The organism is Arthrobacter sp. FW306-04-A (genome assembly GCF_044358315.1).
Classification (GTDB): domain Bacteria; phylum Actinomycetota; class Actinomycetes; order Actinomycetales; family Micrococcaceae; genus Arthrobacter.
On the sequence record NZ_CP084559.1, the window covers coordinates 2,166,509 to 2,192,194 of the forward strand.

26 protein-coding genes are annotated in these 25,686 nt (G+C 63.9%); 11 read left to right on the forward strand and 15 right to left on the reverse strand.

The genetic code is table 11. The features are described 5' to 3' along the window. The first annotated feature begins 120 nt into the window (after window positions 1-120). The gene (locus LFT43_RS09915) at window positions 121-1,332 is read left to right on the forward strand and encodes a low temperature requirement protein A (protein ID WP_395802764.1); all 1,212 of its coding nucleotides are present in this window, start codon (window positions 121-123) and stop codon (window positions 1,330-1,332) included. Here the strand turns inward: LFT43_RS09915 and LFT43_RS09920 are convergent. Genes LFT43_RS09920 through LFT43_RS09935 form a run of 4 tightly spaced genes read right to left on the reverse strand, consistent with a single transcriptional unit; the run spans window position 1,322 to window position 6,816 of the window. Further along, complete coding sequence (locus tag LFT43_RS09920; RefSeq protein ID WP_395802766.1) at window positions 1,322-2,731, reverse strand: aldehyde dehydrogenase family protein; 1,410 nt, start codon at window positions 2,729-2,731, stop codon at window positions 1,322-1,324. The two genes, LFT43_RS09915 and LFT43_RS09920, sit on opposite strands and share 11 nt — an antisense overlap. Before the next feature lie 53 nt (window positions 2,732-2,784). Then, entirely contained in the window at window positions 2,785-3,312 is a 528-nt protein-coding gene (locus tag LFT43_RS09925) for a hypothetical protein (RefSeq protein WP_395802768.1), read from the reverse strand. 31 nt (window positions 3,313-3,343) lie between these two features. After that, window positions 3,344-4,855, reverse strand: a complete 1,512-nt coding sequence (locus LFT43_RS09930) for an APC family permease (protein ID WP_395802770.1) — start codon at window positions 4,853-4,855, stop codon at window positions 3,344-3,346. Beyond that, window positions 4,852-6,816, reverse strand: coding sequence for a primary-amine oxidase (locus tag LFT43_RS09935; protein WP_395802772.1), 1,965 nt, complete (start codon window positions 6,814-6,816; stop codon window positions 4,852-4,854). Before LFT43_RS09935 ends, LFT43_RS09930 begins: the two co-directional genes overlap by 4 nt. 100 nt (window positions 6,817-6,916) lie before the next feature. Here LFT43_RS09935 and LFT43_RS09940 point away from each other — a divergent pair, with 100 nt between their 5' ends. From LFT43_RS09940 to LFT43_RS09955, 4 genes are all read left to right on the forward strand, one after another. Next, on the forward strand, window positions 6,917-7,552 hold the full coding sequence (locus LFT43_RS09940) for a TetR/AcrR family transcriptional regulator (protein ID WP_395802774.1): 636 nt from the start codon (window positions 6,917-6,919) through the stop codon (window positions 7,550-7,552). Between the two features lie 206 nt (window positions 7,553-7,758). Beyond that, the gene (locus LFT43_RS09945; RefSeq protein WP_395802776.1) at window positions 7,759-10,242 is read left to right on the forward strand and encodes a LuxR C-terminal-related transcriptional regulator; all 2,484 of its coding nucleotides are present in this window, start codon (window positions 7,759-7,761) and stop codon (window positions 10,240-10,242) included. Between the two features lie 129 nt (window positions 10,243-10,371). Beyond that, window positions 10,372-11,061 carry a hypothetical protein gene (locus LFT43_RS09950; protein WP_395802778.1) on the forward strand — a complete coding sequence of 230 codons (690 nt, stop codon included), beginning with the start codon at window positions 10,372-10,374 and terminating at the stop codon, window positions 11,059-11,061. Between the two features lie 21 nt (window positions 11,062-11,082). Continuing rightward, entirely contained in the window at window positions 11,083-11,466 is a 384-nt protein-coding gene (locus LFT43_RS09955; protein WP_395802780.1) for a hypothetical protein, read from the forward strand. A 9-nt stretch (window positions 11,467-11,475) separates the two neighbouring features. Here LFT43_RS09955 and LFT43_RS09960 read toward each other — a convergent pair whose 3' ends face one another. Next, the gene (locus LFT43_RS09960; RefSeq protein WP_395802782.1) at window positions 11,476-11,703 is read right to left on the reverse strand and encodes a hypothetical protein; all 228 of its coding nucleotides are present in this window, start codon (window positions 11,701-11,703) and stop codon (window positions 11,476-11,478) included. A 230-nt stretch (window positions 11,704-11,933) separates the two neighbouring features. On the opposite strand from LFT43_RS09960, the gene LFT43_RS09965 reads away from it, so the two are divergent. Next, window positions 11,934-13,373 carry an MFS transporter gene (locus LFT43_RS09965; protein WP_395802784.1) on the forward strand — a complete coding sequence of 480 codons (1,440 nt, stop codon included), beginning with the start codon at window positions 11,934-11,936 and terminating at the stop codon, window positions 13,371-13,373. Here LFT43_RS09965 and LFT43_RS09970 read toward each other — a convergent pair. From LFT43_RS09970 to LFT43_RS09980, 3 genes are all read right to left on the reverse strand, one after another. Beyond that, entirely contained in the window at window positions 13,362-13,823 is a 462-nt protein-coding gene (locus LFT43_RS09970; protein ID WP_395802786.1) for an Hsp20/alpha crystallin family protein, read from the reverse strand. The two genes, LFT43_RS09965 and LFT43_RS09970, sit on opposite strands and share 12 nt — an antisense overlap. Before the next feature lie 389 nt (window positions 13,824-14,212). Continuing rightward, window positions 14,213-14,896 carry a hypothetical protein gene (locus LFT43_RS09975; RefSeq protein ID WP_395802788.1) on the reverse strand — a complete coding sequence of 228 codons (684 nt, stop codon included), beginning with the start codon at window positions 14,894-14,896 and terminating at the stop codon, window positions 14,213-14,215. After that, entirely contained in the window at window positions 14,893-15,762 is an 870-nt protein-coding gene (locus LFT43_RS09980; protein WP_395802790.1) for an alpha/beta hydrolase, read from the reverse strand. The genes LFT43_RS09975 and LFT43_RS09980 overlap by 4 nt, the downstream gene beginning before the upstream one ends. 168 nt (window positions 15,763-15,930) lie before the next feature. Here LFT43_RS09980 and LFT43_RS09985 point away from each other — a divergent pair, with 168 nt between their 5' ends. The 5 genes from LFT43_RS09985 (at window position 15,931) to LFT43_RS10005 (ending at window position 18,548) form a co-directional block, all read left to right on the forward strand. Beyond that, window positions 15,931-16,323, forward strand: a complete 393-nt coding sequence (locus LFT43_RS09985; protein ID WP_395802792.1) for a nuclear transport factor 2 family protein — start codon at window positions 15,931-15,933, stop codon at window positions 16,321-16,323. Between the two features lie 101 nt (window positions 16,324-16,424). Continuing rightward, window positions 16,425-16,721 (forward strand): hypothetical protein, encoded by a 297-nt coding sequence (locus LFT43_RS09990; protein WP_395802794.1) that lies wholly within the window; start codon window positions 16,425-16,427, stop codon window positions 16,719-16,721. A gap of 79 nt (window positions 16,722-16,800) precedes the next feature. Beyond that, window positions 16,801-17,148, forward strand: a complete 348-nt coding sequence (locus LFT43_RS09995; RefSeq protein ID WP_395802796.1) for a VOC family protein — start codon at window positions 16,801-16,803, stop codon at window positions 17,146-17,148. A gap of 49 nt (window positions 17,149-17,197) precedes the next feature. Then, window positions 17,198-18,211 (forward strand): isopenicillin N synthase family dioxygenase, encoded by a 1,014-nt coding sequence (locus LFT43_RS10000; RefSeq protein WP_395802798.1) that lies wholly within the window; start codon window positions 17,198-17,200, stop codon window positions 18,209-18,211. A gap of 25 nt (window positions 18,212-18,236) precedes the next feature. Continuing rightward, the gene (locus LFT43_RS10005; protein WP_395802800.1) at window positions 18,237-18,548 is read left to right on the forward strand and encodes a hypothetical protein; all 312 of its coding nucleotides are present in this window, start codon (window positions 18,237-18,239) and stop codon (window positions 18,546-18,548) included. A 10-nt stretch (window positions 18,549-18,558) separates the two neighbouring features. Here LFT43_RS10005 and fdxA read toward each other — a convergent pair whose 3' ends face one another. From fdxA to LFT43_RS10040, 7 genes are all read right to left on the reverse strand, one after another. Then, the gene (gene fdxA, locus LFT43_RS10010; protein ID WP_395802802.1) at window positions 18,559-18,876 is read right to left on the reverse strand and encodes a ferredoxin; all 318 of its coding nucleotides are present in this window, start codon (window positions 18,874-18,876) and stop codon (window positions 18,559-18,561) included. Window positions 18,877-18,882: 6 nt separating this feature from the next. Then, window positions 18,883-20,358, reverse strand: a complete 1,476-nt coding sequence (locus tag LFT43_RS10015; protein WP_395802804.1) for an aldehyde dehydrogenase family protein — start codon at window positions 20,356-20,358, stop codon at window positions 18,883-18,885. Window positions 20,359-20,421: 63 nt separating this feature from the next. Continuing rightward, window positions 20,422-21,207 carry an SDR family oxidoreductase gene (locus LFT43_RS10020; RefSeq protein ID WP_395802806.1) on the reverse strand — a complete coding sequence of 262 codons (786 nt, stop codon included), beginning with the start codon at window positions 21,205-21,207 and terminating at the stop codon, window positions 20,422-20,424. Beyond that, window positions 21,207-22,133, reverse strand: coding sequence for a dihydrodipicolinate synthase family protein (locus LFT43_RS10025; RefSeq protein ID WP_395802808.1), 927 nt, complete (start codon window positions 22,131-22,133; stop codon window positions 21,207-21,209). The genes LFT43_RS10020 and LFT43_RS10025 overlap by 1 nt, the downstream gene beginning before the upstream one ends. A 57-nt stretch (window positions 22,134-22,190) precedes the next feature. Beyond that, complete coding sequence (locus LFT43_RS10030) at window positions 22,191-23,027, reverse strand: enoyl-CoA hydratase-related protein (RefSeq protein WP_395802810.1); 837 nt, start codon at window positions 23,025-23,027, stop codon at window positions 22,191-22,193. Next, window positions 23,024-24,280 (reverse strand): CaiB/BaiF CoA transferase family protein, encoded by a 1,257-nt coding sequence (locus tag LFT43_RS10035; RefSeq protein ID WP_395802811.1) that lies wholly within the window; start codon window positions 24,278-24,280, stop codon window positions 23,024-23,026. The genes LFT43_RS10030 and LFT43_RS10035 overlap by 4 nt, the downstream gene beginning before the upstream one ends. After that, on the reverse strand, window positions 24,277-25,659 hold the full coding sequence (locus LFT43_RS10040; RefSeq protein ID WP_395802813.1) for an FAD-dependent oxidoreductase: 1,383 nt from the start codon (window positions 25,657-25,659) through the stop codon (window positions 24,277-24,279). Before LFT43_RS10040 ends, LFT43_RS10035 begins: the two co-directional genes overlap by 4 nt. Between the last annotated feature and the right edge of the window lie 27 nt (window positions 25,660-25,686).

A 25,686-nucleotide genomic window follows, 5' to 3' on the forward strand; every position in this document is an offset into this window, starting at 1 on the left:
CCGCATCAAACGTATTCCTGTACTACAGATACTACTATCTCGGCGCCGCCTTCTTTGTTGAACCCAAACGCCACTGTGGCGCTCGCTCCCTCCCTGTGCGCGCAGCAATAGCATTGGTCAATGATGGATAAGTCGTCGGATTCTGGCGCATTGAAGCACGAGGCAGCCCGTGACCCTCGTCGCGTTCACTGGATGGAGCTGTTCTTCGACCTCGTCTTTGTCGCTTTCGTCGGGCAGCTTGCACGCGGGATCCACGGCGACCCCGGAGGGGCCGAGTTCGGCACCTACGTCCTGCTCTTCTTTCCGGCTTGGTGGGCGTGGGTGAACATCGTTTCCGTGGTCAACCTCTTGCCCGGATTGTCGTCCCGCGCGCTGGGTATCGCGATGCTCGCGGCCATGGCAGCGGCGAGCGTCATGGCCGCGGCTGCGCCGGGAGCGTTTGGCGAACGGGCGTGGGCTTTTTCGCTCGCCAATGCCGCCATACGCGTTGTCCTGCTGGTCTTGTGGTTGTATCAACACGGAGGGAATTCAGTTGAAACCCCCTGGCGCATTTGGATCTACAACGGCGGCACGGCCGTCCTTTGGTTCATCGCGGCCTTCCTGCCACTCCATGTCGCCATCGTCCTGTGGGCGACGGCCATCGTCATCGAGGTTGGCATGATGGTGGTTAGCGCGCGCCTTTGGCCTGACCGCGGCATCGGCGGTATCAATATCGAACACGCTTCCGAGCGGCTTGGGTTGTTCGTCATCATTGTCCTCGGCGAATCCATCTTCACGATCGTCACTGAGGTTTCGGATGATTGGGGTCCGGGCGCCGGACTGGTCGGAGCGCTCGGATTCCTCATTGTTGCGTTCCTTGGCTGGGCGTTCTTCCAATATGGCACCGGGACCATCACCGCGGGGCTCGAACGCCTGCAGGATCGCTCGGACTTCGCCGGGATACTCCAGACCACGTTGTTCCTGCCGTTTCTCCTGGTGCTGGGAGTGACAGCGATCGCCGGCGCGATCGCGACCGCCATTCCAGCACCCTATGAGCACCTGCCGTTCGGTTCGGGGATTTCGCTGGGCGGCGGTCTAGCCCTCTTCTATGGCTGCAATGCGATCGTGTCGCTTCGTTACGGTCAGCCACCGCGCGCGGTGCTGCCATGGGCAATGCCCACCGTGGTGATCGCCGTTTTGCTCATACCGGTGAGCGCGGTGGTCCCCGGTGCCGTCGTCTTGGTGTTTGCCGCGATTGTCTTGCTCCTTGTCACGGCCTACGTGGAGATTCAAAGGCGACGGCGCAGGAGTTCCGCTCCTGCAGCCGCGCCTCCGTCACCGCCTAGCCGTTGATGATCTGTGGCAGACCGAGGGCTTTGAGGCCTTCGGTGCCGAATTCGAGGCCGTACCCGGATTGCTTGGCGCCGCCGAACGGAATTCGGGGGTCCACGGCGCCGTGTTTGTTGATCCAGACCGTCCCTGCCTCGAGACGGGCGGCTACTTTCCGGGCCTCGTCCAGGTTCGATGACCAGACTGAGGCGCCGAGTCCGACGTCGAGCGCGTTCGCCATGGTGACCGCCTCATCAACGGTGCCGTAACGAATGATCGGCAGCGCCGGGCCGAACTGTTCCTCGGCAACGAGCGGGTTGTCGTTGTCGATGTCGGCCACGAGGGTGGTGGGGTAGAAGTATCCGGGCTGGCCGTCGTCGGGGTTGCCGCCGAGCAGCACTCGGGCGCCGGACGCGCGGGCTGCGTCCACGAGCCGGGCGACGATATCGAACTGCTGCTTGTTCTGCAGCGGGCCGAGCACGTTTGCCTCGTCCAGGCCGTTACCCATGGGCATCGCCGCCGCAACAGCGGCAAGTTCGGTGCACACTTCCTCATACAGCGAGTCGTGGACGTAGAGGCGCTTCAATGCAGCGCAGGTCTGGCCGGTGTTGATGAAGGCGCCCCAGAAGAGGCCTTCGGCGATCGCGGCAGGGTCGGCGTCGGGCAGGACGATGCCGGCGTCGTTGCCGCCGAGTTCCAGGGTGAGGCGCTTCACCGTGTCCGCGCTGGAGCGGATGATCGCTTTGCCGGTGGCGGTGGAGCCGGTGAACATGACCTTGCCGATGGCGGGGTGTTCGGCGAGGCGGGCGCCGACGTCGCGGCCGCCGGAGACCACGGTGAGCAGGCCTTCGGGGAGTTCCTCGTTGAGGACCTTCGCCAGGGCGAGCACGCTGAGCGGCGTGTATTCGGAAGGCTTGACCACTACGGCGTTGCCCATGCGCAGGGCCGGGGCGATCTGCCAGATGGTGATCATCATGGGCCAGTTCCAGGGGCCGATCGCGCCGACGACGCCGATGGGCCGGTAGTGCAGTTCGGCGCGGGTTTCGCCGTCGTCCACGACGATTTCCGGGTCCAGCGGGGTGCCGGCTGCTGCACGCAGCCAAGCGGCGCAGGCGCCGACCTCGAAGCGGGCGTTGGGGCCGTTGAGCGGCTTGCCCTGCTCCCGGGAGAGCAGCTGGGCGAGTTCTTCGGCGGAGCGTTCGACGGCGTCGGCGGCCTTGAGGAGCGCGGCGCTCCGGGCGTCGTGGCCCAGCGCAGCCCACGCCGGCTGGGCGGCCCGGGCTGCGGCAAGGGCGCGCTCAAGGTCCTCGACGGTGTGAACGGGAGCTTCGCCGACGGCGGTGCCCGTGGCAGGGTCGAAGATGGTCCGGGTTTCGCCGGTGGTCGGGGTGATTGAAGCCAGGAGGGCGTCGTAGCTTTCCAAGGGTTTACTCCACTCTGAGTTGGTGATGGTTTCGAAGGACAAGGTACTTGGGGTCAGACGGCCATCAGGATCATTGCGCCCAGGGCGCCCGCCGAGGAGATGGCCTCAAGCGATGCAGCCGCGTGACGACGGTGTCCGCGGCCGTTTCGTCGGAGCGCTCGGGCCGCCAGGACGATTGAGTAGGCGATGACCGCTGCGGCGAGGGCAACTGCCAGGATCGGGTTCACTCCACCAAGTCCGGAGTGCGCGTGTGTTTGGTGTATTGAACTGGATGATGCGGTGGGAAGGGTTGTGACGAGGATGGCGAACATGGACAGGATCGACAGGGAGCGGTGTATTTCCATGCCGTCGCGGCGATCCTTGGGCAGGAGCACCAGCGGAAGAGGGGACGTGAGGAGCAGCAGCAGGCCCCACACGACGCCCGGAACAATGCCTGGCCCGACGGTGGTGTCCGCCATCGCCACCAGCATGAGCGCCATCGGTCCCCACTGGCTGAGGTTCCTGACCAGGCCTTCGCGCATCGGGCTCCAGATTCCCAAAGCGCAGCAGGCCAGCATGGCTATCGAAACGGTTATGTGCATGTTGTCCACCGATCATCAGTCCCAGCGCTGATCAGTCTTCTCCGTCCCCGAGGTGGAGGGCCGCCGGTCCCTCTTCGCCGTGCCCGATCCGCCGATACACGGCGGGGTTGCTCCGGCGGAGGCGGAATGCCCAGGCGACCCCCACCAATCCGGGCACTATGATCGTGGCCGGCAGGATGAACGTCAGGGCATTCGTCTCGTTTTGGCCCAGCAGTACGTTGAAGTTGGCCACGATCAGAACGAAAATCACGGCCAGGAGCACGAAGCCCAGAGCAGGTGCGATCACGCGGGTCCAGATTCCAGCGTCATGCCTGTTCTTGCGGAAGAATCCGATGACCGCGAGTGAAACAATGGTCATCAAGAGGACGAGTCCCATCGCGCCGTCGTTCGTCAGCCACGTGAACATGGTCAGGACTGGGTAGAGATCACCCAGCGACGATCCGGTCCCCGCGATGGCGAACGCCACTGTGACCACGACGGCGATGACCGTCTGGGCGATCGACCCAGCGTAGGGGGCGCCGCTGTGCCGCCGTACTGCGCCCAGCTTTCGGGGAAGGACTTGTTCCCGGCCAAGGGAGAAGAAGTAGCGCGCTGCGGCATTGTGAAAGCTGACGAGGGCTGCGAAGAGACTGGTGACGAAAAGCAGCCTGGCCAGGTCGGCCAGAAGGACGCCTGCGTGGTCGCCCAGGAAGCCGAACATCAGGTCCGGTCCTTGTTTTGCCGATGCGTCGACCACGGCGGACGGTCCCGTTCCGACCGCCATTGCCCAGGAAGAAACAGCGTAGAACAGGGCGATGATGGCGACGGCGGTGTACGTTGCCCGGGCGACAGTGTGCTTTGGATCCTTGCTTTCCTCGCCATAGATCGCGGCCGACTCAAATCCCATGAACGCCGCGATGCCGAAGGAGAGGACCGCGCCGACGCCTGGCACGAACAGGCTTTCCGGACTAAGGGGCGCTCCGCTGACGCCTTCTGGGGCTACAGCAAAGGAAACGACGTCGTAGACGATCACTACGAGGAACTCAAGGCCCACGAGCACCCCGAGGACCTTCGCCGAGAGGTCAACCCGGTTCACACCAAGAAATGCGACGACGGCGATACAGACCAGGACCGGAATCCACCAAGGGACAGCGGCCCCGAAGCGTTCGTTGATCAGGCTCGAGACGGTGAAGCCGAAAAGGCCATAGATCCCGACTTGCATCAGGTTGTAGGCCATCAGGGCCACCATGGAAACCCCGACGCCAACCGGCCGGGAGATGCCCTGCGCCACGTAGGAATAGAAGGCGCCGGCGTTGACCACATACCTGCTCATTGCCGCGTAGCCGACGGCGAACACAGCGAGAGTTCCGCCGAGCAGCAGGAAGGACAGCGGTACGCCGGTGACCCCGGTGACTGCGAACGTCGTCGTCACTCCGCCGGCAAGGACGGTGAGCGGTGCCGATGCTGCGATGATCATGAAAGTCACCGCCGGGACGCCGAGACGGCGTCGATTGTGATGCGGGTGGCCCACCTCAGTGGTCTCTTTCCCGGTTGTTAAACTCATTTCTGGGCCTCCATGTGGCAGTGGCCGCCTTCAGCGGGCTTCGACGCGGGGACGTCGAGGACGGGGCTCCGATCGAAGAAGCCTTCGGGGCGCAGTTTGAATCCCACCGTGTCTACGGGCATGATCGGCCAGTCCTCGGGGCGGGGGAAGTGGGTCAGTCCGAAGGTGTGCCACACTACGATGTCTTGTCCGTCGATGTCCCTGTCACGGGCGATGTAGGACGGCAGTCCGGCCCCTCCGGAGTGCTGGTTGACGAAGTCGCCGCTGGGGTAGCGCTCGGCCTCGTCGTGGCGGGTTACCCACAGGTCCTTCGTGGCGAATGCGGCACGCTGGGCGATGGATGAGTCGGGGTCGGCCAAGAGCATGGGGTGCCCTTGGCCATGGAGCTTGTACCCCACGGGGTCGCCCAATCGGTTGAGTGATTCGGGATTCGAGATCACCCAGGCCCGTCCGGAAGCCATGTCGGACTCCCGCACGGCTTCCGTTTCGCGCCTAAGGATAGTACGACGGCGGGTGAAGGCGTTGCCGCGTTCGTTGCCTTCACCCATTGGCACCCGCACAGCGTCCTCTTCCTCGACGCGGTTCGTGAGTCCGTCGATGGCGAAGTCCAGGCGGGCACTGAAGAGATGCTGGTGGAAGGGAGCCCCAAGGCCCGGAGCCAATTCCGAAGCGTAGGGGTACCCCTTCCCTGGATGGGCGCTGGTGAAGACGACGCCGGTGGCCTTGGCCTCGAACTCGATGGTGCCGTCCAGGTAGAGGTACCAGTAGAAGCCGTAGTCGTAGTTGCCAATGGTGGTGAAGAAGCTGATGACGAGCCTACGGTTCCGGCGGGTGTAGTTCACGCCGCTCCAGAGATCGCTGTGCTTGGCGAGGATGCTCCAGTCCTCTTCGTGCATGCAGATACCGTTGCGGATTTCGCGCGGGCGGCCGAACGCGTCGCTGACTACCGGGCTAAGGTAGGTCATTTCGCCCAGGCAATCGCAGCCGAGCTCCAGCGAGTTGGCGTATTGGCCCACCAGGTACTCGCCGGTATCGAAGTAGTTCTGCCATGAGCGCACGGGGGAGGGATCCCCGTAAGGAACCACCATTTCGGCAATGGAAGCGCGCTTGAGGATGCTGCGGCGGCGATCGACGTCGTCGAACGCCACATTGTGGAGAACCACGCCTTCCCGGACATCGAAGCCGATGTCGAGGCTCCACTTTTCCCACTCGACGTGGTTTCCGCCCTGGACCGTGAAGCTCGGACCTTCCGGCTGGGTGATGTGGATCGGCTTCTGGGTGGTGCGCGTCGGTCCGGTCAGCTCAGGGTCGGTAAAGTTGCCGTGCGCCGCCGGGACCGGAACGGGGCCGAAATCCAGGACCTGGTCCACGGTCTTGTTCACGACGTCGACATAGGCAACCAGCCCGTCCACGGGGTGCGCCCAGGCGCTGTCCTCAGGGAATTGCTGAACGAAAGCCAGGCCGCGCAGGATCCGGCGGCCCTTCTCTTCGGGGTATTCGAAAACCCCTGCCGACAGCGGAGCGACCCTGACTTTGGTGACATCGAGATTCCGGGCAGCCAGGGCCTTGAGCCATCGTTCGTCCTGGGCGAGGATCTCTTCAACCACCTCGAATTCCTCTTCGATGACTGGAAGCTCGCCCGTCGCGGACGTGTCCAGTTCCACTTTCGAGACGACTTTCCCGTGGGTCACAGAGACCACGACGTCCTGTGCCGCACCGGATACAACGTTATGCAGGAACGCCCTGAACCTGCGGTCCGCGGCTCCTGAATCGCGAGTCCCCGAATCGCGCGGGGGATCTAGCAGTCCAAGATAGGCGACCCTGATGGATTCACCGAAGAGTCCGGCATCGGCCAGGATGCCCCTGACTGCCGTGATGTCTTCGGCCCTCGTCATTGCATAAGGAGAGTGCCCGGTAAACGCAGCCAATTCGGCGATTTCTGGAGAGGAAGTTGTGCTCATGGAAGGCCTTCGTGGTCGTCGGTTTATTTTCTATGTGTGTAGAGAATAGCATCGTGTAATCTGAGTCACAACGGTTGTAGAAAAAAGATTTGGGGAACGCGTGCCGAAGATCGTAGACCACGACAAGCGCCGGGTGGAGCTGGTCGAGGCCACCTGGCGGATCATCGCGAAGAGGGGCATCGAGGGCGCAACCATGCGTGAAATTGCCATGGAAGCAGGCTTTGCCAACGGCGCGCTCAAGCCCTATTTTCCGACGAAGGACGATCTGCTGACGTTTGCGTTCGCCCACGTTTTCAACCAGACGAACGCCCGCATGGACACGTCCACGGCCAGCCGGCACGGACTGTCTGCGTTACGCAGCTATTGCCACGAAATCCTGCCGCTGGATGCAGAGAGGCTCAACGAGGCCCGGATCGCCATCGCGTTCTGGCAGCGCGCACTCACGGACCCGGCAAAGGCGGCCTTGCATGATTCCTCGATGGAGCAATGGCGTGAGTCGTTATTCGACAAGCTCCGTGAAGCCAGGGACCTTGGCGAGCTGAAGGAGGGGCTGAACGACGACGACATCGTTGGCGGGATCATGACCTTCGCGCTCGGTGCCCAGATCACAGCTACGCTGACGCCCGAGCACCACTCGACGGATCAGTTGCGGTCCCAGTTGGAGACCTACATTTCTGCTATCTCTTCCGAAAAAGGCGCTCTGGTGCCGACGGGCGGCTCGACCGGTTCTACCTGAGAGCGGGTAGCTTTCGAGGTGGCGACTACGCGAGAGCCAAGGAGACTGACCAGCCCCCCGGTACTCTGGTGTTAGTTGCCGCCCTCTTCGGATGCGGTTGTTCACGTTGGAATGGTGATCGCATGGCGGGTCCGGTGATTGTGACCAAGCTGTACGTCCCGAAACCGGGCCGCGGCTTTGTGTTGCGCCCAAGATTGAGTGAGCGTTTGCGTCGCTCAGCTGAATCGAGACTGACCTTGCTGTCTGCGCCGGCCGGATTCGGTAAGACGACGCTTCTCGCGGGGTGGCTAGGGGAGGCGCAGGGCGAAGTCCGCTGTGTTGCGTGGCTCTCGCTCGATTCGGCGGACAGCGATCCGGCGTCTTTCTGGACCTACTTTGTCACAGCCGTGCAAACGGCGGTGCCCGGCGTCGGCTCGGCGGCGCTCAAGCTCATTGCCAGCTCCCCTTCGCGGATCGATCTCGTGCTCAACACGGTGTTGAATGAGCTAGCAGCCGTACAGCACGGCGTGTGGATCGTGCTGGACGACTACCACTCGGTCGAGAGCCAGGACGTCCGCGACGGGATGGTCTTCCTGCTGGATCATCTTCCTCCACAAGCGCATGTTGTCATCAGCACCCGCGCCGATCCCGATTTTCCGTTGCCCCGTTGGCGAGTGCGGGGCGAGTTGGTCGAGATTCGTGCGGCGGATCTGCGCTTTACGTCCGAGGAGGCCGGCTCGTATTTCAACGGGGCAGCGGGACTAGCGCTCGAGGCAGCTGAGGTAGCCGCTTTGGAGCAGCGTACGGAGGGCTGGATTGCCGCGCTCCAGCTCGCTGCGCTCTCTCTCGAAGGGCGCGACGACGTCGCGGGCTTCGTCGCCCGGTTCGCCGGAGACGACCGGTACGTGGTCGACTACCTGGTCGAGGAGGTGCTCCAGCATCAGCTTGAACGAGTCCGCGGTTTCCTCCTGCAATCATCGATCCTCGACCGGCTGACGGGTCCACTCTGTGACGCCGTCACCGGCGGTGATGACGGAAGCCGGATGCTCCTGGACCTTGAGCGGGCCAACCTCTTCATGGTTCCCCTGGATGACCGGCGGGAGTGGTACCGCTACCACCACCTCTTCGCCGAAGTGCTGCGGGCGCGCCTACTCAGCGAGCAGCCCGAGCAGATTCCGCTCTTGCACCAGCGCGCCAGCGGTTGGCATGAGCGCCAAGGGATGATGGGAGAGGCGGTCCGGCACGCGCTGGCTGCCCTCGACTTCGACGCCGCGGTGCGGCTCATGGAGCTTGCGTTGCCGGCGATTCGGCGCAACCGCCAGGACGCGATGTTGTTCGCTTGGCTGAAAGCACTGCCCGACGACGCCGTCCGGCGCAGCCCGGCGCTCAGCGTCTTCTCCGGATTCATGCACATGGTTTCCGGTGACCTCGATGCAGTTGAGCCCAGGCTTGGCGATGCGGAAAGGGCGCTCGCCGAAGTGCCGGACGGTTCAGCGTCCCCTTGGGCTGACACCAACGAACTCCGCACGTTGCCGGCGACTATCGCCGTCTACCGGGCTTCCCTCGCCCAAGCACGAGGAGATGTCGACGGCACAGTTGAGCACGCTCAGCACGCACTCGATATAGCCGGCCCGAACGACCATCTGTCCCGTGGATCGGCGGCCGGGTTCCTCGGCCTCGCCGCGTGGTCGAAAGGCGACGTGACCACAGCGCTGCAGACGTTCACGCAGGCTGTGGCGAGCCTGCGGGCGTCGGGTAACCGCGTCGATGAGCTCAGCAGCACTGTGGTGCTCGCTGACATGTGGCTCGTCGCAGGGCAGCCCGGCAAGGCACGCAGACTCTACCGGAATGCGCTGGAGCGGGCCGAGGCAGAAGGCGAGTCGATGGCGCGGGCAACTGCCGAATTGCACGTGGGAATCAGCGAGATTGACCGCGAGACCGGAGATCTCGGCAGCGCCAAGCAACACCTCGAGACCGCAGCACTGTTCATAGAGCGGGCCGTGATGACTGAGAGCCGTTACCGATGGTTCGTGTCGATGGGACTGCTCGCACTTGCCGAGGGAGATCCGGAGGCGGCCATTAACTTTCTTGAGCAGGCGGAACCGCTCTATCGGCGCGGGTTCTTCCCGGATGTTCGACCCATCTCCGCCATGAAGGCCCGTGTGTGGATTGCCCAGGGCAAGCTGGCGCGAGCCGCAGAATGGGCACTCGAACGAGGGGTGTCGGTCGCGGACGATGTCAGCTACCTCAGCGAATTCGACCACCTCACGCTGGTCCGCCTGTTCATCGCGCAGCACCGCGCACACCCCGAAACCGGGGCAGTCGAGCAGGCAGATCGTCTTTTGGACAGGCTGCTCGACGCGGCCGAAGCCTCCGGGCGCGCCGGAAGCCTGCTGGAGATCCGAATGTTGCAGGCTCTGGCGCATGAGGCCAGAGGGTTGAGCACCCAAGCCGAAGGTCAAGCCGCCAGCGTAAGGCGGGGCACGCCGTCGTCGTCCGCGGAACCGCTGAGTGATCGGGAACCGCTGAGTGAGCGCGAACTGCAGGTACTCAGACACCTCGACAGTGGGTTGAGCGGCCCGCAGATCGCCCAGGCACTGTTCATCTCGTACAACACGCTACGCACCCACACCAAGCACATCTTCACCAAGCTCGACGTCACCGACCGCCGGTCAGCGGTCCGTCGTGCACGGGAACGCGGCCTGATGTAGCCGGGCCGGCCACCAGGAGATCACCCAGCCAGTCACATCGTTGGGTGACGCCTGGTCACCCCATTGGTTTCTACATTTGAGTCATCCCGAGGCGCCAAGCCACGGAAACTCAGAAACAAGGAGCCGGACATGTCCATCACCACCACCAAGCTCACCCGGGCGGCCGGCTTGAGCGCCGTTGCGGCAGGACTGCTGTTCGCTGCCGTCCAGATCAACCACCCCCATCTGGACGCCAACTTCGTCACCACCACCGAATGGACGGTCCGGCAAACCATGAAAGTGGTCATGGCCGCGCTGGCCCTCATCGGCATCACCGGGATGTACCTGCGCCAGGTCAAGCAGACCGGGATCCTTGGCCTGATCGGGTACGTCCTGTTCAGCGCCGGCTACCTCACCATGCTGAGCATCGAGACCATTGGGACGGTTGTCCTCCCATCCATCGCCCACAGCGCACCCGGCTACGTCAACGACGTCCTTGCCGTGTCCACCAGCGGCAATGCGGCCGGTGACATCGGCCTGATGCAGCCGCTCCTATCGTTCATGGGCATCGGCTACCTGGGCGGCGGCTTGCTCTTCGGCATCGCCCTCTTCCGCGCCCGCATCCTCGCTCGCTGGGCTGCAGTGCTGCTCGGCGTTGGCACCGTTTCCGCCATCGCGATCCCACTGCTGCCTCAGATCAACGAAAGACTGTTCGCCGTGCCCACCGCCGTCGCTCTGGTCGGTCTCGGCATCTCGCTGTGGCGGGATCAGCGAACCGTCGTCGGTCATTCGCTGCCTGTAGAGAACAGCTCGCCGCTCGACGCGGCTGGCGCGAAGTAACGCCTCCGCGAGGCCGTTCTCATGAAGTACTCCAGCAGCCGTCACGTGCCCGCGGCCTATCAGCTTCGGGTCGACGGGCACATCGACGGTCACTGGTCTGCCTGGTTCAGTGATTTCACCCTGACCCACGAAAGCGATGGCACCACAAGCCTTGGAGGTTTCGTCCCGGACCAGGCGGCACTGCATGGGCTGCTCATGAAGGTCCGGGACCTCGGCCTGGTACTGATCTCGGTTGAGGTTATGGATCCGCCGGCAAAGAAGACCGCGGGAACCGTTCCAGGAAGCACTGCCGAATCGGAAATCGGCCAGGACGCTGAGGGAGACTACGGCGCGGCCGGAGCAGTAGGACCACTACGTAAATCAGCCGATCGGCCGGCGCCAACGGATGAAGGCGGCGAGGGCTGACAGTGCCGGTTACTCCGGCCGGAACAGGACTCCTTCAGACTGGGCCCGGATGAAGCTCAGGTCCTCGGGGGAGAGGCTGACTTGGCTGTGCTGGTCGGAGTCCGGAATGACGCCGGTTTCCTGATGGATTATTTCCGTGATGGTGCGGGGCAAGACCACGCATCCGGGGTTGTCGGTGAGCCAGTGCCGCGTTTCGGGGCTGAGTTTGTCCCAGTGGTTCCTAATGTTCATCTCCATGGCGAGCGCCTAACTGAGTGGGTGCAGAAAAAGATGCCGGCCGAGACCGGTGCCGGAAGCGTAATCAGGATACGCCGGGGCATAGGGGAATGACAGGGCCGCCCATTTGCCGATCCGTACCCGTCGATCCGTACTGGTAGATCTCGGAGGCTTGCCGGATGTCGTCGTTGCGTCCCGACAAGGATGCGCCTAGCGTGATCACACAAGGGAGCCGCACGATGGGTCATGAGATGGCAACTCCAACCGAAGGCATCGGCTTCCGTTCCAGGCGGGGTCCGGTACTCATAGCCCTGATGCTGTCGAGCGGACTCGTCGCGATCGACGCTACAATCGTGGCGACGGCGGTGCCTTCGATTGTGCGAGAAATCGGAGGTTTCTCTTCGTTCCCTTGGCTCTTCTCCGCGTATCTGCTTGCGCAGGCCGTCTCGGTTCCGATTTACGCAAAACTCTCGGACATGGCAGGTCGCAAGCCGATCATTCTCACTGGCATTGGGCTCTTCCTGCTCGGGTCGATACTCTGCGGGCTGGCGTGGAGCATGCCCATGCTCATCGCGTTCCGCGTCGTGCAGGGCCTAGGTGCCGGCGCGGTGTTGCCCGTTGCCATTACCATCGCTGGAGATATTTACACGCTGGCTGAGCGCGCGAAGGTGCAGGGCTACCTCGCTAGCGTGTGGGCAACCTCGTCTGTTGTGGGCCCCACCCTTGGTGGAGTGTTCTCTTCGCTCGGAGTTTGGCGCGGGATCTTCCTGGTCAACATTCCGCTGTGCCTCCTGGCTGCGTGGATGCTGGTTCAAAGGTTCCACGAGAACATCGAACGAGTAAAGCACCGCGTCGACTACCTCGGAGCCGCTCTTCTTGCGGCCACGCTGACCTTGACCATCCTCGGAGCCCTGGAGGGTGGCCAGGCGTGGGCCTGGGACTCTCCAATTAGCGTCGCCGTGTTCGCCATTGGTTTAGTTTTGCTCGTCGCCTTCGTCCTGGTCGAGCGACGAGCGGCCGAGCCTGTCCTTCCGCCGTGGGTCGTTTCGAGGCGCCTCCTCGCTACGACCGCCCTGATCTCCTTCGGTGCCGGAGCAATCGTGCTTGGACTAACCTCCTACGTTCCCACTTTCCTTCAAGGGGCACTTTCGGTCTCACCAGTTGTGGCAGGCCTCTCCCTAGCTGCCCTGACAATTGGTTGGCCGATCAGCGCCTCGCAGTCGGGCCGCTTCTACCTTCGCATCGGCTTCAGGGCAACCGCCTTGATCGGGATCACAGTTACTCTCATCGGTTCGGCGGCCCTTGCCATCACGGCCTACACACCGAACCTTGTGCTCGTCGCAGCCAGTTGCTTTGTCGCCGGGCTCGGACTGGGACTCCTTGCAACCCCGAGCCTCATCGCCGCCCAGTCCAGTGTCGATTGGCACGAGCGCGGAGTCGTGACGGGCACCAACCTCTTCGCGCGATCCATCGGCAGCTCTCTCGGCGTAGCCGTTTTCGGAGCCGTGGCCAATGCAATCTACGCTGGCAGCCCCGGTGGAGGGAAAAATTCCCAGGCGATTATGTTCGCCTCTGCTGCGGTATTTCTCGCCGTGCTTGTGAGCGCTGCGCTCACCGTCGTCGCTGTACTCGCAATGCCGGCCACCGTCCTTGAGGATCTAGGTCGAGGATCTACACCCTCAGGTGACTAAGTTCTCTGGCTCCCCTGAAGACTGATTTGCTTCGCGGCCACCCGGACGGACAACGCGGATTTTCGCGGTGGGGGACTCCGACTGTTCGGGCAGCTGAACGCGGATTTCGAGAACACCGTCCTCGTACGTGGCCACGATGCCGTCCTTGCTCACACCCCTGGGAAGCGGGATGCTACGAGAGCGTTCGCCGTAGCGAAGTTCGCTGCGATAGCCCTTCTTGGCTACGTGTTCGGCGTTCTCCTCCCTCCGCGCGTCGATGTGGAGAGTGTCGTCGGAGACGCTGATGTCAACGTCTCTCTCGGGGTCGATTCCCGGCAGATCCACTCTGATGACCAGGGTGTCGCCTTCTTGATATTGCTCGGTGCGAAGCGAAGGGTCGGCTTCGCCTTGAAGGAAACGTCGGACGGGCTCCGGGACTTCGAGTCCGCCGCGTCGGAGAAAGTTGTCCATGCTGACCTCCTGATAGGTGCCGACTGGCAGCCAATGCGGGTGTCCTGATGAGAAAAAAACTACGCCGAGCGTACCCGCATGGCTAGCCCTTGGGCGTGTCTTGACGTCCAGTCTGGCCGGCCGGAAACTGGGCATAGGAGGCGCGCCGTGGGCAATTTACCGTGGTTATTCGTGCTGCTCGTCCCGTCGCTGGGTTTCATCGTCTTCCTGGTTTACGTAAACATTCGTCTGTCCCGCAGGCGGAAAGCTCTTGGACTGCCCCCTCTCGGCCTGACTCCGCCTCGCGGCAAGACTGGCCACCGGAAGCATCACAAGTACGTGATAATTCATCGCCTCAAACACTGATTGCGAGCGGGTAGGGCGCCCAGCCGCTAGTCGAGGCGAGCTTGTCAGCTTTGGTGAAAGTCGGGAGCCTTTGGGGCATCGAGTATGCCGGCGACTTTCTCTTCCAAAGCCGCGATGGTCGCTTCGGGTAGGACAATCAGCCCATCCAACTCGCGCCGGGCACGCTTGTAGGCGGTCTGCCGCTCTGCCGGCGTCGCAGCACTGTCCGAGGCGATCCTGAGCAGCTTCCTGGCGGTCGCCAGCCGCTGGCGCTCGGGCTCGGAAAAGTTGCTGTCCTTGACGCGTTTGGCTTCCCGCTCGGCGACATCGAACGCCAGTTCAAAGCTGCGCACGGCCGCGCGGTATTCCGCCAACCGGGCCGCCGTCGTAATGTCGCCGGGTGCGGCAGGGCGCAAACCGTCCGCTTCCCGTTTGGCCCGAAGAAAGGCCACCGTGAGCGGTTCGCGCACATCGGACATGACCGGAAAATCAATGAGTTTTCCGACGTCAAGCTCGTATTCCAGCCATCGCCGGTTCACTGCGTCGTGAGCCTCCTGCAGCCGGATGACCTCGGCCTGGCTGGCCTGCTCCGCCTGCGCCGCTTGGTTCTGGAGCCGGTAGAGCTCCACCCGACGGCGATGCCGCCGTTCGCTGGCCCTTGACCAGGACCGCGCCCATCCGCCAGCCAAACCGCTCAAAGGAAAGACCAGCCACCAGTAATGGCTGAGAAAATCGAAGAAGGGATTCACCGCTTCATCGTCCCACCGGCGACCTTCCGAAGCCAGTCGTCCAGAATCGGCAAGACGACCGAGCTGTGCATCGCGCTGACGTGGTTTAGACCGGGGAGCACTTGGACATCCCATCCGGCCTCAATAAGGGTTTGCTTGTGTAACGCCAAGGGCTCACCGATCTTTACGTGGACATTTCCCCATGCGGGTCCGTAGTCGATCCGGTCGTCCGCGCCGGCGAACGCGAGCCTCGGCAAATCCCGCGGGACCGAGGCGGAGGAATCGTCGAAGTCCTGGAGGGCCTCGTAGAGGGTGACGAATTGGCGGGTTTGTGCCTCATTTGTTTGGACGGGTACCGAGTCCCAGTCGCCGGGTTCCGCCGCGGTGGCCGGTGAAGGAACCAGATTGGCGGATTGTGTGGCCATCGAGTGCGCTGCCCGGGTGACCGCCAGCATGCTCTCGTAGGGTCCATCGCGGGGCGGATATCCGCCCATGGCCAGTGCCCAGAGGCGGTCCGATCGGATGGCGAGTTGCAACCCGCAAAGTGCCAACCATGAGTAACCGTAGTAGGCGAAGGTGCGAGCATCAGCGGCATCGGCGATGGCAAGGAAATCTGCGGAGACATTTCCTGGGGTGAGGCTGTCCGGTGCGGGGTGCGCCATCCGGTGCCCTTCGTAATCGGCAACGACGACACGGTTTGATCGCGCAAGGCCGTTCACTAGCGTGGGTCCCAGATCTGGATCAGCGCCCCACCGGCGCATCGTCTCGGCTTCCTGGGGCAGATACGGAGTGATGCGGGCCGGGACTATCAGCGCGCGCCCGTTTCCTTGGATGGTTATGGGGATCGTCGTGCCGTCGTGAAGAACGGCCTCAGCAGTGTCAGTCACGGCTTGCCCTCCATGCGAGTTCATTGTGATTAAGCCTGCCACTGAACCACCGCTTGCAGGAGTCGGACCAGTGCCCGAGCTTGCTGAATCCCATCGACAGGCACCCGGGCCAGGAATAGCCTTAAGCCGTCCCATTTGACCGACAAGGATGACGGAGAGGTATCCGACATGGGAGCTACAGAAAACGTTGAATTGGTCCGGCGAGGGTACGAGGCCTTTAATGCAGGTGATCTGGCGACACTCAGCGAGCTGTTCGCGGAGGACGCAGTCTGGTACGCAGCTGGAAGCGGCGTGCTGTCCGGGACGAAGCAAGGACGCGACGCCATCCTGGCCTACTTCGGCGAGCTGGGAGCGCGTTCCCAGGGCTCTTTCCACGCGACGGTCGAGGACATCGTCGGCGGAGAAAACCACACCGTGGGGCTACAGCAAAGCCACGCTGAAAGCGACGGAAAAGTCCTGGACGTTGCAACTGCCATCTCCTTCGTACTCCGCGACGGAAAGGTTGTCGAGGGCCGGGAGTACTTCGAGGAGACGGCCAAGGCAGACGAATTCTGGACCTAAGTTCCGGACTTTGATCCCGACGGCGAAAACGCCTTGACATCCCGGGTGGCGGGGTCTATTGCTTGGCATGTCCACCCGTCTAGACCATTCAAGGAGCAGATATGGACACCGCACCATACGGAGTCGTGCACTTCTTCCCAGGAGGCACCAAGGACCAATACGAGGCCTCAATTGCCGCTGTTCACCCCGGAGAGGGGCTCCTGCCCGACGGTCAGACTTTCCACGCCGCAGGCCCGTCAGCAGGCGGTTGGACGATCATGGCTGTCCATGAGTCGAAGGAGAGCTGGGAGAAATTCCGCGACGGCATTCTCATGCCTCGCATGCAGGCGGGCATCGAGGGTGGATTCGAGTCGCCCCCGGAAGAGACCGTCGTGGATCTCTACAAGGTCATGCCCTAGCTATTCGGAAGGCCGCCCCCCGGTCTGCCGGGGGGCGGCCTTCCATCTTACTCACGACAGAAGGGGAGAGAAATCAGCGATGGCCTCCATAGTGAACTACTTCGAAGTCGGATCGCCTGATCCGGACAGTGCGCGGACGTTCTACGGCTCGCTCTTTGACTGGACGTTTGGTGAGTCCTCGTCCGCTGGCTACCAGATGGTGAATGGCGACAAGGGCGGTCTATGGAACACCACCTCGCTTGAAGGGACGTCTTGGGCGATCTTCTACGTGCAAGTCGATGATGTGAAGGCCGCGATCGCCAAGGCCGAGTCTCTCGGTGCGAGTGTGGTCCTTCCGTTCGTTGACAACGGCGCTATCGAGTTCGCGCACCTCCTGGACCCGGATGGCAACCGTTTCGGCGTATGGCGCCCCAAAGTGCCGGCCTGAGGCGCCGCGTGAACACTCGTGCGACATTCGATGAAAAGGACGTAGTGCATTGACACTCGATACATTGCCCGTACTCGATCTTTCACGTTTGAATGCCGGACCAGACGAGGCGGCCCGGTTCCGTGACGAACTCCGCAATGCCATGCACGAGATTGGCTTTCTCTACCTGGCCGGGCACGGCATCCCGCAGGAGTTGACAGACGCTATCCTCGATGTGTCGCGGCGCTTCTTCGAGTTGCCGGAGGAAGAAAAACTCGCGATCGAGAATGTCCACAGCCCCCAGTTCCGGGGTTACACCCGTGTCGGCGGCGAGCTCACCGACGGGGGGGTCGATTGGCGCGAGCAGATCGACATCGGCGTCGAGCGTGACGCTGTGGAGCCGGGGCCGGACGTTGCGGACTATTGGCGCCTGGAAGGGCCCAATCTGTGGCCAGCTGTGCTCCCGGAAATGCGGGAAATTGTCTCAGAATGGACCGAACGGCTGAGTGCCATTTCCCTCACCCTGTTGCGGGCCCTGGCGGTTTCCCTCGGAGCGCCGGAGGACACCTTTGACGCTGCGTTCGCCGCGCGGGCTTTCCCGGTGCTCAAGATTGTTCGATATCCGGGGGAATCCAATCCCGAACCCAAGCAGGGCGTCGGGTCCCACCGCGATGGAGGCGTGCTGACGCTCCTCCTCGTGGAGCCCGGAAAGGGCGGCCTCCAGGTCGAGTATCAAGGGAAGTGGATCGACGCGCCCCAGGTGCCGGGAACATTCGTGGTCAACATCGGCGAAATGCTGGAACTGGCCACGAACGGCTACCTTAAGGCAACCCTGCATCGCGTGATCTCACCCCTTCGAGGCACTGACCGGATATCCCTGCCGTTCTTCTACAATCCTGCGCTGGACGCGAGAATGCCACAGCTTGCGGTGAGCCCGGAGTTTCAAGCGAAGGCCCGCGGCCTGTCGGTGGACCCGACGAACAGTCCGATTCTTGAAACCTACGGTGACAACGCCCTCCGCTACCGGCTTCGGGCACACCCGAACGTCGTCGTGGCCCAGCATGCCGACCTCCTGACAGGCTGACGTCACCGGAGCGGATAATGAGGGTATGGACTTTGAATTGCTCACCATCCAGGACTGCCCGCACGGATCCGCCGCCCGGGAACTGTTTTCCCAAGCTTTGGAACTGGACGGGGCAGATCCTGCGTTGATAGCAGTCAGGGAGATCATGACGGACCAAGAAGCCACCGTGTCCGGCTTCCACGGATCCCCGACGTTCACCCTGGACGGAGTCGACCTCTTCCCGTCGACGGCCGAACCGGCCATGACGTGTCGCGTCTACCCTACGGTCGGAGGCCTCTCGGGCCTCCCCAGCCTGGAAGCCCTTCGGCAGGCGATCCAGGCCAGGCTGGCCGGATAGAGCCCGGCGCCTATGCGGAGACCCGCGCCTCCGCAACCACTTGGTGATCCCGACCGAGGTTCCCGAGCACCGAAGCTCCTTGCGGAGATCCGAGGTCATCGAAGAACTCCACGTTGGCCCGGACGTAGTCGGCCCACTCCTCCGGGACATCGTCGGAGTAGTAGATCGCCTCGACCGGACAGACAGGATCGCACGCACCGCAATCCACGCACTCGGATGGATGGATGTAGAGCGAGCGTTCGCCTTCGTAGATGCAGTCCACCGGGCATTCGTCGATGCAGGCCTTGTCCTTGACATCCACGCAGGGCTGCGCGATCACGTATGTCATGGCGCGCTACACACCCGTGTAGACGGTCTTGCCCCAGGTGAAGAAGTCCAGCGCAGACTTGCCCTGTTCGCGGAAGGTGTTGGTGGAGGAGTCCTTCACGCCGCCGAACGGCACGTTCAAGTCCAGGCCCGCCGTCGGGCGGTTGACCTTGATCACGCCTGCCTGCGCCCGCGCGGCGAAATCCGTGGCCAGGGCCAAAGAATCTGTGCAGATGCCGGCCGTGAGGCCGTAGCGGGAATCGTTGATCGCGGCGAGGCCAGCTTCGTAGTCGGGAACCTCAAGAACCGCAACCACCGGCCCGAAGATTTCCTCTGTCACGGCAGCGTCGTCAAACGGAAGATCGGTGAGCACAGCGGCCGGGAAGAACAGCGCACCGGAGGAGTCGCCGTCGTACTCTCCGTGCAGGAGGGTGGCGCCGCGTTCGACGGCGGTGCGCACCGCTGCCTGGTCCTGTTCGAACTGCTGGCTGCTCACCACTGCCCCCATCTTGGCGCCGTCGAGACCGTCACCGGCAGTGTACTTGGCTGCCTCGGCAACCAGCGCCTCAAGGAAGGCGTCGCGGATGCCCGGGGTGACGTAGACGCGGGACGTCGCCGTGCACGCCTGGCCGGTGAGTCCGAACGCACCGGCCGCGACTACCGCAGCGGCCTTGCGCGGATCGGCGTCGTCGAGGACCAGGACGCCGTTCTTGCCGCCCATTTCCAGCTGCACGCGGGCACGGCGGGCGTTCAGGATTTCCTGGAGCCCGAGCCCCACTTTGGTGGATCCGGTGAAAGACAGCCCGGCGATGCGGGGATCGCGCGCCAAGGCGTCGCCAACCACGCGGCCCTTGCCGTGCACCACGTTGAATACTCCGGCGGGAAGTCCGGCGTCCCGCAGGGCGTGGGCCAGGTGCGTCGCGGAGAGCGGGGTGAGTTCGGCCGGCTTGATGACCACGGCGTTACCGCTGATGAGTGCGGGGGCGGCTTTCCATGCCGGGATGGCAATGGGGAAGTTCCACGGGGTAATGAGGCCGACGACGCCGAGCGGCTCGCGCCGGGTGGTGATGGTCGTGTCCGGCAGCCCGCTGGGCAGTACTTCGCCACTGGCGGCCCAGCCGAGGGAGCCGAAGAAGCGCAGCACGTCCGAGGCGCGCTTGACCTCTCCCATGGCCTCGGCGAGGGTCTTGCCTTCCTCGCGGACCAGGTCCTCTGCGATGGCGATTTGGCGGTCCGCGAGCAGGTTGCCCGCGGTCATGAGGATGGCGCCGCGGGCCGGGGCGGGCAAGGCTGTCCACGACGGTTGGGCGGCGGTGGCCGCAGTGACGGCTGCGTCGACGTCGTCGGCGGTACCACTCGGGGAGAGTGCAGCGAGTTCGTCCGGGCGGGCCGGGTTGATTCGCTGGGTTCCGGGCTCTCCAGTCCATTCGCCGTTGATGAGATGCTGCGCAACGGCTACATCCTGGCGGGTGGACGTCGCGGATTCGGTCGCGGTGGAAGTCATGGTAATCCTTTGGCTTATGCAGTTGGGATGGGGCAGTAAGGCTGTTCGGGCGGAGATCGGGGCTTAGAGACTCCGGATCAGGCCGCCGTCGCAGCGAAGCGCGACGCCGGTGATGTACGAGGCCGGGGCACTGCAGAGGAACGCGCCGGCGGCACCGAACTCTTCGGGTTCGCCGTATCGCCGGGCCGGGATGGTCTTGCGCGATTCGAGTTGGATTTCCTCGGGTGTGGTGCCGCGGCGCCTGGCTGCCACTCGGTCCAGTTCGGCGACGCGGTCTGTGCCGATGCGTCCGGGCAGGAGCATGTTGACCGTGACAGCGTCGAGCGCTACTTCAGCCGCAAGGGTCTTGAGGTAACCGGCCAATGCTGCACGGCCCGTATTGGAGACGGCGAGGTTTGGCAGCGGCGACACGATTCCGCTGGATCCGATGGCCAGGATTCGCCCCCAGCGGCGCTCCCGCATCCCTGGCAGGATCTTCGAGACAAGCGCGTGGTGCGGCTTCACGAGCAAATCGAACGCCGCAGCGATGTCATCGGCGCCAAGGCTCGCCGCGGCTCCTGGCTTGGGACCGGGGCCATTGAGCACCAGGATATCGATGGGACCGAGCAGATCCACGGCGCGTTCGACGGCGTCGGTCACTCCGACGGCGGCGCTCAGGTCCGCTTCGACAGCCACGGCGCTGTGGCCGTCGGCCTGCAGCTCCGCCGCGATCTTCTCGGCCAGCTCGCCGCGGCGGCCGGTAATGGCCACCCGGACGCCCTCGGCAGCGAGGGCGCGGGCGACGGCTAGGCCCAGCCCTCCTGTTGAGGCGGCGACGAACGCGCTCTTGCCGCTGATTCCGAAGTCCATTAGAGCCTTCCTGCTGTGTGGGCGGTTGGGGTAAGCGAGAGTGCACGGGCGGCTTCGGCGAGGTGCGTCAGCATTCCGTTCCTGAGGACCTCGGGGAAGGGAGCGGCAGGCGGGCGGACGCCGGAGTCCTTGATGAGGCCCCGCTCACGGAAACACTCCTTCCGGACCGCCAACGCGATCCGGGCCTGCTGCTCGAAGTTGATGAGAGCCAGATACGGGAGCAGTGCGTCCCGGGCGGCGTCGTAGCCGTTGGACTGCCATGCGCGGACGCAGGCCACGAGGGCTTCCGGGAAGGAGAACCCTGTCATGGCGCCTGCGGCGCCGGCCATCAGCTCATCCAACAGCCCCTGTCCGCCCAGCCCGCCGAACACGGAGACGTCGACGGCGGCCGTCAGTTGGGCGATGGCCACACTGGTGGGCGGGGCCTCGGCCTTTACCGCGACTACGAACTTGCACGTCTGGACTACGTAAATAAGTGCTTCCGTGCTGATGCTGACGCCGCTGGCCACCGGGTAGTCCTGCAGGACTACCTTGGCGCCGGTGGATTGGTGGATGGCGTTGAGGTGCGCGATCACCACCTCCGGGCGTGCCGAATTGGCTTGAACCATGACTGCCGCGAGCCGGTCTCCGGCCACGGCCTGGGCCGCGCGGATTTCTTCGACCGCGGTGCCGGTGAAGAGCGAGGTCACTCCCACCACAAGGGGCAATCGGGTTTCTTCGACTACCACTTCCAGCGCCAGGCTGCGCTCCGCTGCGGTCAGGGCGGCGGCTTCACCGAAGACACCCAGGACAGTCAGCCCCGTGGCGCCGATGGATTCATAGTGCTCCACCAACCGGGCCAAGCTGTCGGTGTCCAGGTTGAGGGTGCTGCCCTGGAATGGCGTGGCGACGACGCCCCACACTCCGGGTGCAAGTGATTCCCGCATTGGTTTGTCCTTCCGTTCAAGCTTAAGTTCGGTGTCTTGCACTTGTTCGCGCCGCATCTAGCGGCCCGGCCACACTGGCGGGCGCTTTTCTTGGAAGGCGCGCACACCTTCGGCGGAGTCTTCGCTGTCCAAGGCGGCCATGAGGGCGGGCAGCCTGAGGCCGCGGGCTTCCGCGGCACTGAGGTGGCTGGTCCTGCTGACCATCTGTTTGACGGCCCGGACGGAGCTGGGTGAGCAGGCCAGCACTTGGTCCACCCAGCGCTGCACGGCGGCGTCGAGCTCATCTGCGGGAACAACTTCGTTGACGAGGCCCATCGACTGCATCTCGGCAGCCTCGGCCTTGCGGCCGGTGAGGAGCATGCCCATCGCTTGGGTGTAGGGGACGCGGCGCACCAGCTGGTGGATTCCGCCGTCGAGCGCCAAGCGTCCGACGCGCGGTTCGGTGAGGCCGAAGCGGGCCGTGTCCGCGGCGACGATGATGTCGGCGCCGAGCACGATCTCCATGCCGCCGCCAAGCGCATAGCCGTTCACCCGTGCAATGACCGGAATGTCCAGGCTCGTGCGCAGGCTCAGTCCGCCGAAACCGTTGGGGTCAAGCTCCGCCCAGTACTGCAGGCCGGTCTTGTCCACGGCAGAGGCGGACATGTCCGCCCCGACGCAGAACGCCCGCGTCCCGGCGCCGGTGATGACGACGGCGCGCACGTCAGGATCTGCTTCGATCTGGTTCCAGATGTCATTGAGTCGGGCCTGGGCAGTCCCGTCCACCGCGTTGAGCACGTGCTGGCGGTCGATGACCACCGTGGCCACGTGGTTCTCGATGGTCAGCGTGACCTGGTCAACTGTGTTGGGAACTGAGATTGTTTGTCCTGACTTCTCGTCTATCGAAGCAGTCACCGGAGGACCCCCAACTTCTGCAGGCGCTCGATGGTCTCCTTGTCGAAGCCGTTCTCGAGCAGGACTTCCACGTTGTGTTCGCCGAGCCGCGGTGCCACGCGGCGGACGGTGGGCGGGGTAGCAGACAAGCGAATGGGGGCATTGAGCATCTTGACGGTGCCGACGCCCGGGTGTTCCGCTTCCAGGATCATCCCGTTGGCCTCTGTCTGGGCATCGGCCAAGGCCTGTTCCAGGGTGTGGACGGGCGCATTGAGCAGGCCCTGACTTTCCAGCTGGTTGGTCCAGTACTCGGTGGTGTTCGTGGCGATGCGCTCCCGGAAAATAGCCTGGAGGGCGGGCTTGTGCTTGAACTGCTGCTCCAGGTTGGCGAACTCCGGCCGCTGGGTAAGGTCCTCGTCCAGTCCCAGCGCTTCGGAAATCCGTGCGAGCGGGTCGGGGGTGAAGCCTCCCACCATGCAGACGGCGCCGTCGGTGGTTTCAAAGACACCACTCAGCGGCATGGCGCCCCAGTTGACCTCGTAGCCGCGGTTGAGTTGCATGCACGCCTCCTGCATCTGCAGGTGAAGCATGGAGTCGTACATCGTCACCTCGACCTTTTGCCCGACACCGGAGGTCTCCCGGGTGCGCAATGCCAGCAAGATGCCTTGCATGAGGTGCATGCCTGTGATGTAGTCGCACAGCGTGGTGGGATAGATGGACGGCTTCACGTCGTCTGATTCGCGGCGCCACATCACGCCCGAATAGGCCTGCGCGATCGCGTCTTGGCCGCCCTTGTGCGAGTAAGGGCCAACCGGGCCGAAGCCCGTGCCGGAGGCCCAGATGATGCCCGGGTTCCCGGCCTTGAGTTCCTCATAGCCGAAGCCCATCCGCTCCATCACGCCGGAACGGAAATTGCTGACGACGACGTCGGCGTCGGCTATGACACGCCTGAGGACTGCCTTGCCTTCGTCGGTGCGGGTGTCCACCGAGATACTGCGCTTGTTGCGGTTGATGGACAGGAAGATCGGATTGTCCTGGCCGTCCTTGTCCGGAAACGAGTTGCGCGAGATGTCGCCGGCGCCCGGACGTTCCACCTTGATGATGTCCGCGCCGTAATCGCCCAGAAGCTGAGTGCAGGACGGTCCCATGAACACCTGCGTGAAGTCCACGATCTTGATTCCGTCGAGGGGGAGCGGGATGCCGGTGGGCTTGGCCGCGGCGGCGACCGCCGTCGTGGTTTCCTCAAGCTCATTGAGAAGGGTGTCGGTGCTCATGCCCCAACCACCGCTTCGTTGTCGAGGGTAGCGTTCGACGACGGGACGTCGCCTGGGTCCGCGCCGTGCCGGCGCATGCCCTCCTGGATGTCCAGTGCGGAGACCTCACGGACGGTGACGCCGTTTTCGACGGCGAGGGCGGCAGCGACGCCGACTGCCTGGCCCATGGCCATGCACGGGGGAATCTCGCGGGACATCTTCTGAGCCTCCGGGGTGGCCGAGTAGTGGCGGCCGGCCACGAGCAACTGGTCCACTTCCTTGGGAAGCAGCGAGCGGTAAGGGTAGTAATAGTCACGGCCGCGTGCCACGGTGTCCGCGAAGTGCCGGCGGGAGGTGACGTCCTCCTTCGTCATGACGTACTCGCCCTCGAGCAGGCGGGTTTGGCGCACGCCCATCTGGGACGCGACGTCGAGCATGTAGCAGTTCTGGAAGCCCGGCAGGTGGGCGCGGACGTATTCCACTGCCTCAGTGATCCGGTCACGCGCAGCGAACTCGGCGGCTGTCATGTCCGCCGGGTCCACGCCGTCGTACCCGGTCATATGGGGAGCGTTGCACCAGACCACGCCGTCGATCGGGGTCTTGAGCCACCACAGTTCCCAGGCGCCGCCAAGCAGGCGCTTGATGGTGCGGTTGATGGCGCGGGCCTCCTTCGGGTTGGCCTGTTCAAAGGCCTCCGCGGCGGCGGTGTCTACGTTGCCCAGGCGGAAGACGAGGGTGGTGAGGTAGCTGTCCTTGATGTGGCTGGCGCCGGCACGGGAGGCGACGTCGATGTCGCCGGTCGTGTCGATGACAATGTCCGCCATGAAGGCCTGCGGGCCGGACTTGGTCTCGCAAATGACGCCCTTGATGACGCCGTTGTCCACGATCGGGCGTGAGAACCACGAGTGCAGGCGGAGGTTGACGCCGGCCTCGCGGACGAGGTCGTTGGAGACGCGCTTCCAGCCGTCGGGATCGAAGGCTGCGGCGTAGCAGATGGGCTTGGGGTTGGTGTGGGAGTGGAAGTCGAAGGTGCCATAGCGGCCCCACTTGTTCCAGAGTTCCTCGGAGGTCTTGCGGTCATCGGCAGGCGGGACAATCGCCAGGCCGAGCTTCTGCAGGCGTTCCACATACTCCGAAACGATGCCGGTGACCGTGATTTCCTGGCCGTTGATCATGTCGTCGAGCACCAGGACCATGCCGCCGGAGGCAAGGCCACCGAGCGAGGAGTAACGCTCCAGGAGCGTGACGGATGCGCCGGAACGTGCTGCGGTGACGGCCGCGGCCACGCCGGCGGGACCACCGCCGACCACGAGGACGTCCGAGCGGGAAATGACTGGTGCGGTGAGATCCGCCGTCGTCGTACTGAGCTCCAGTGACGATGTGGTGGCAAAGGGGTTCATGGTGGAGGATCCTTACTTCCCGGCAGG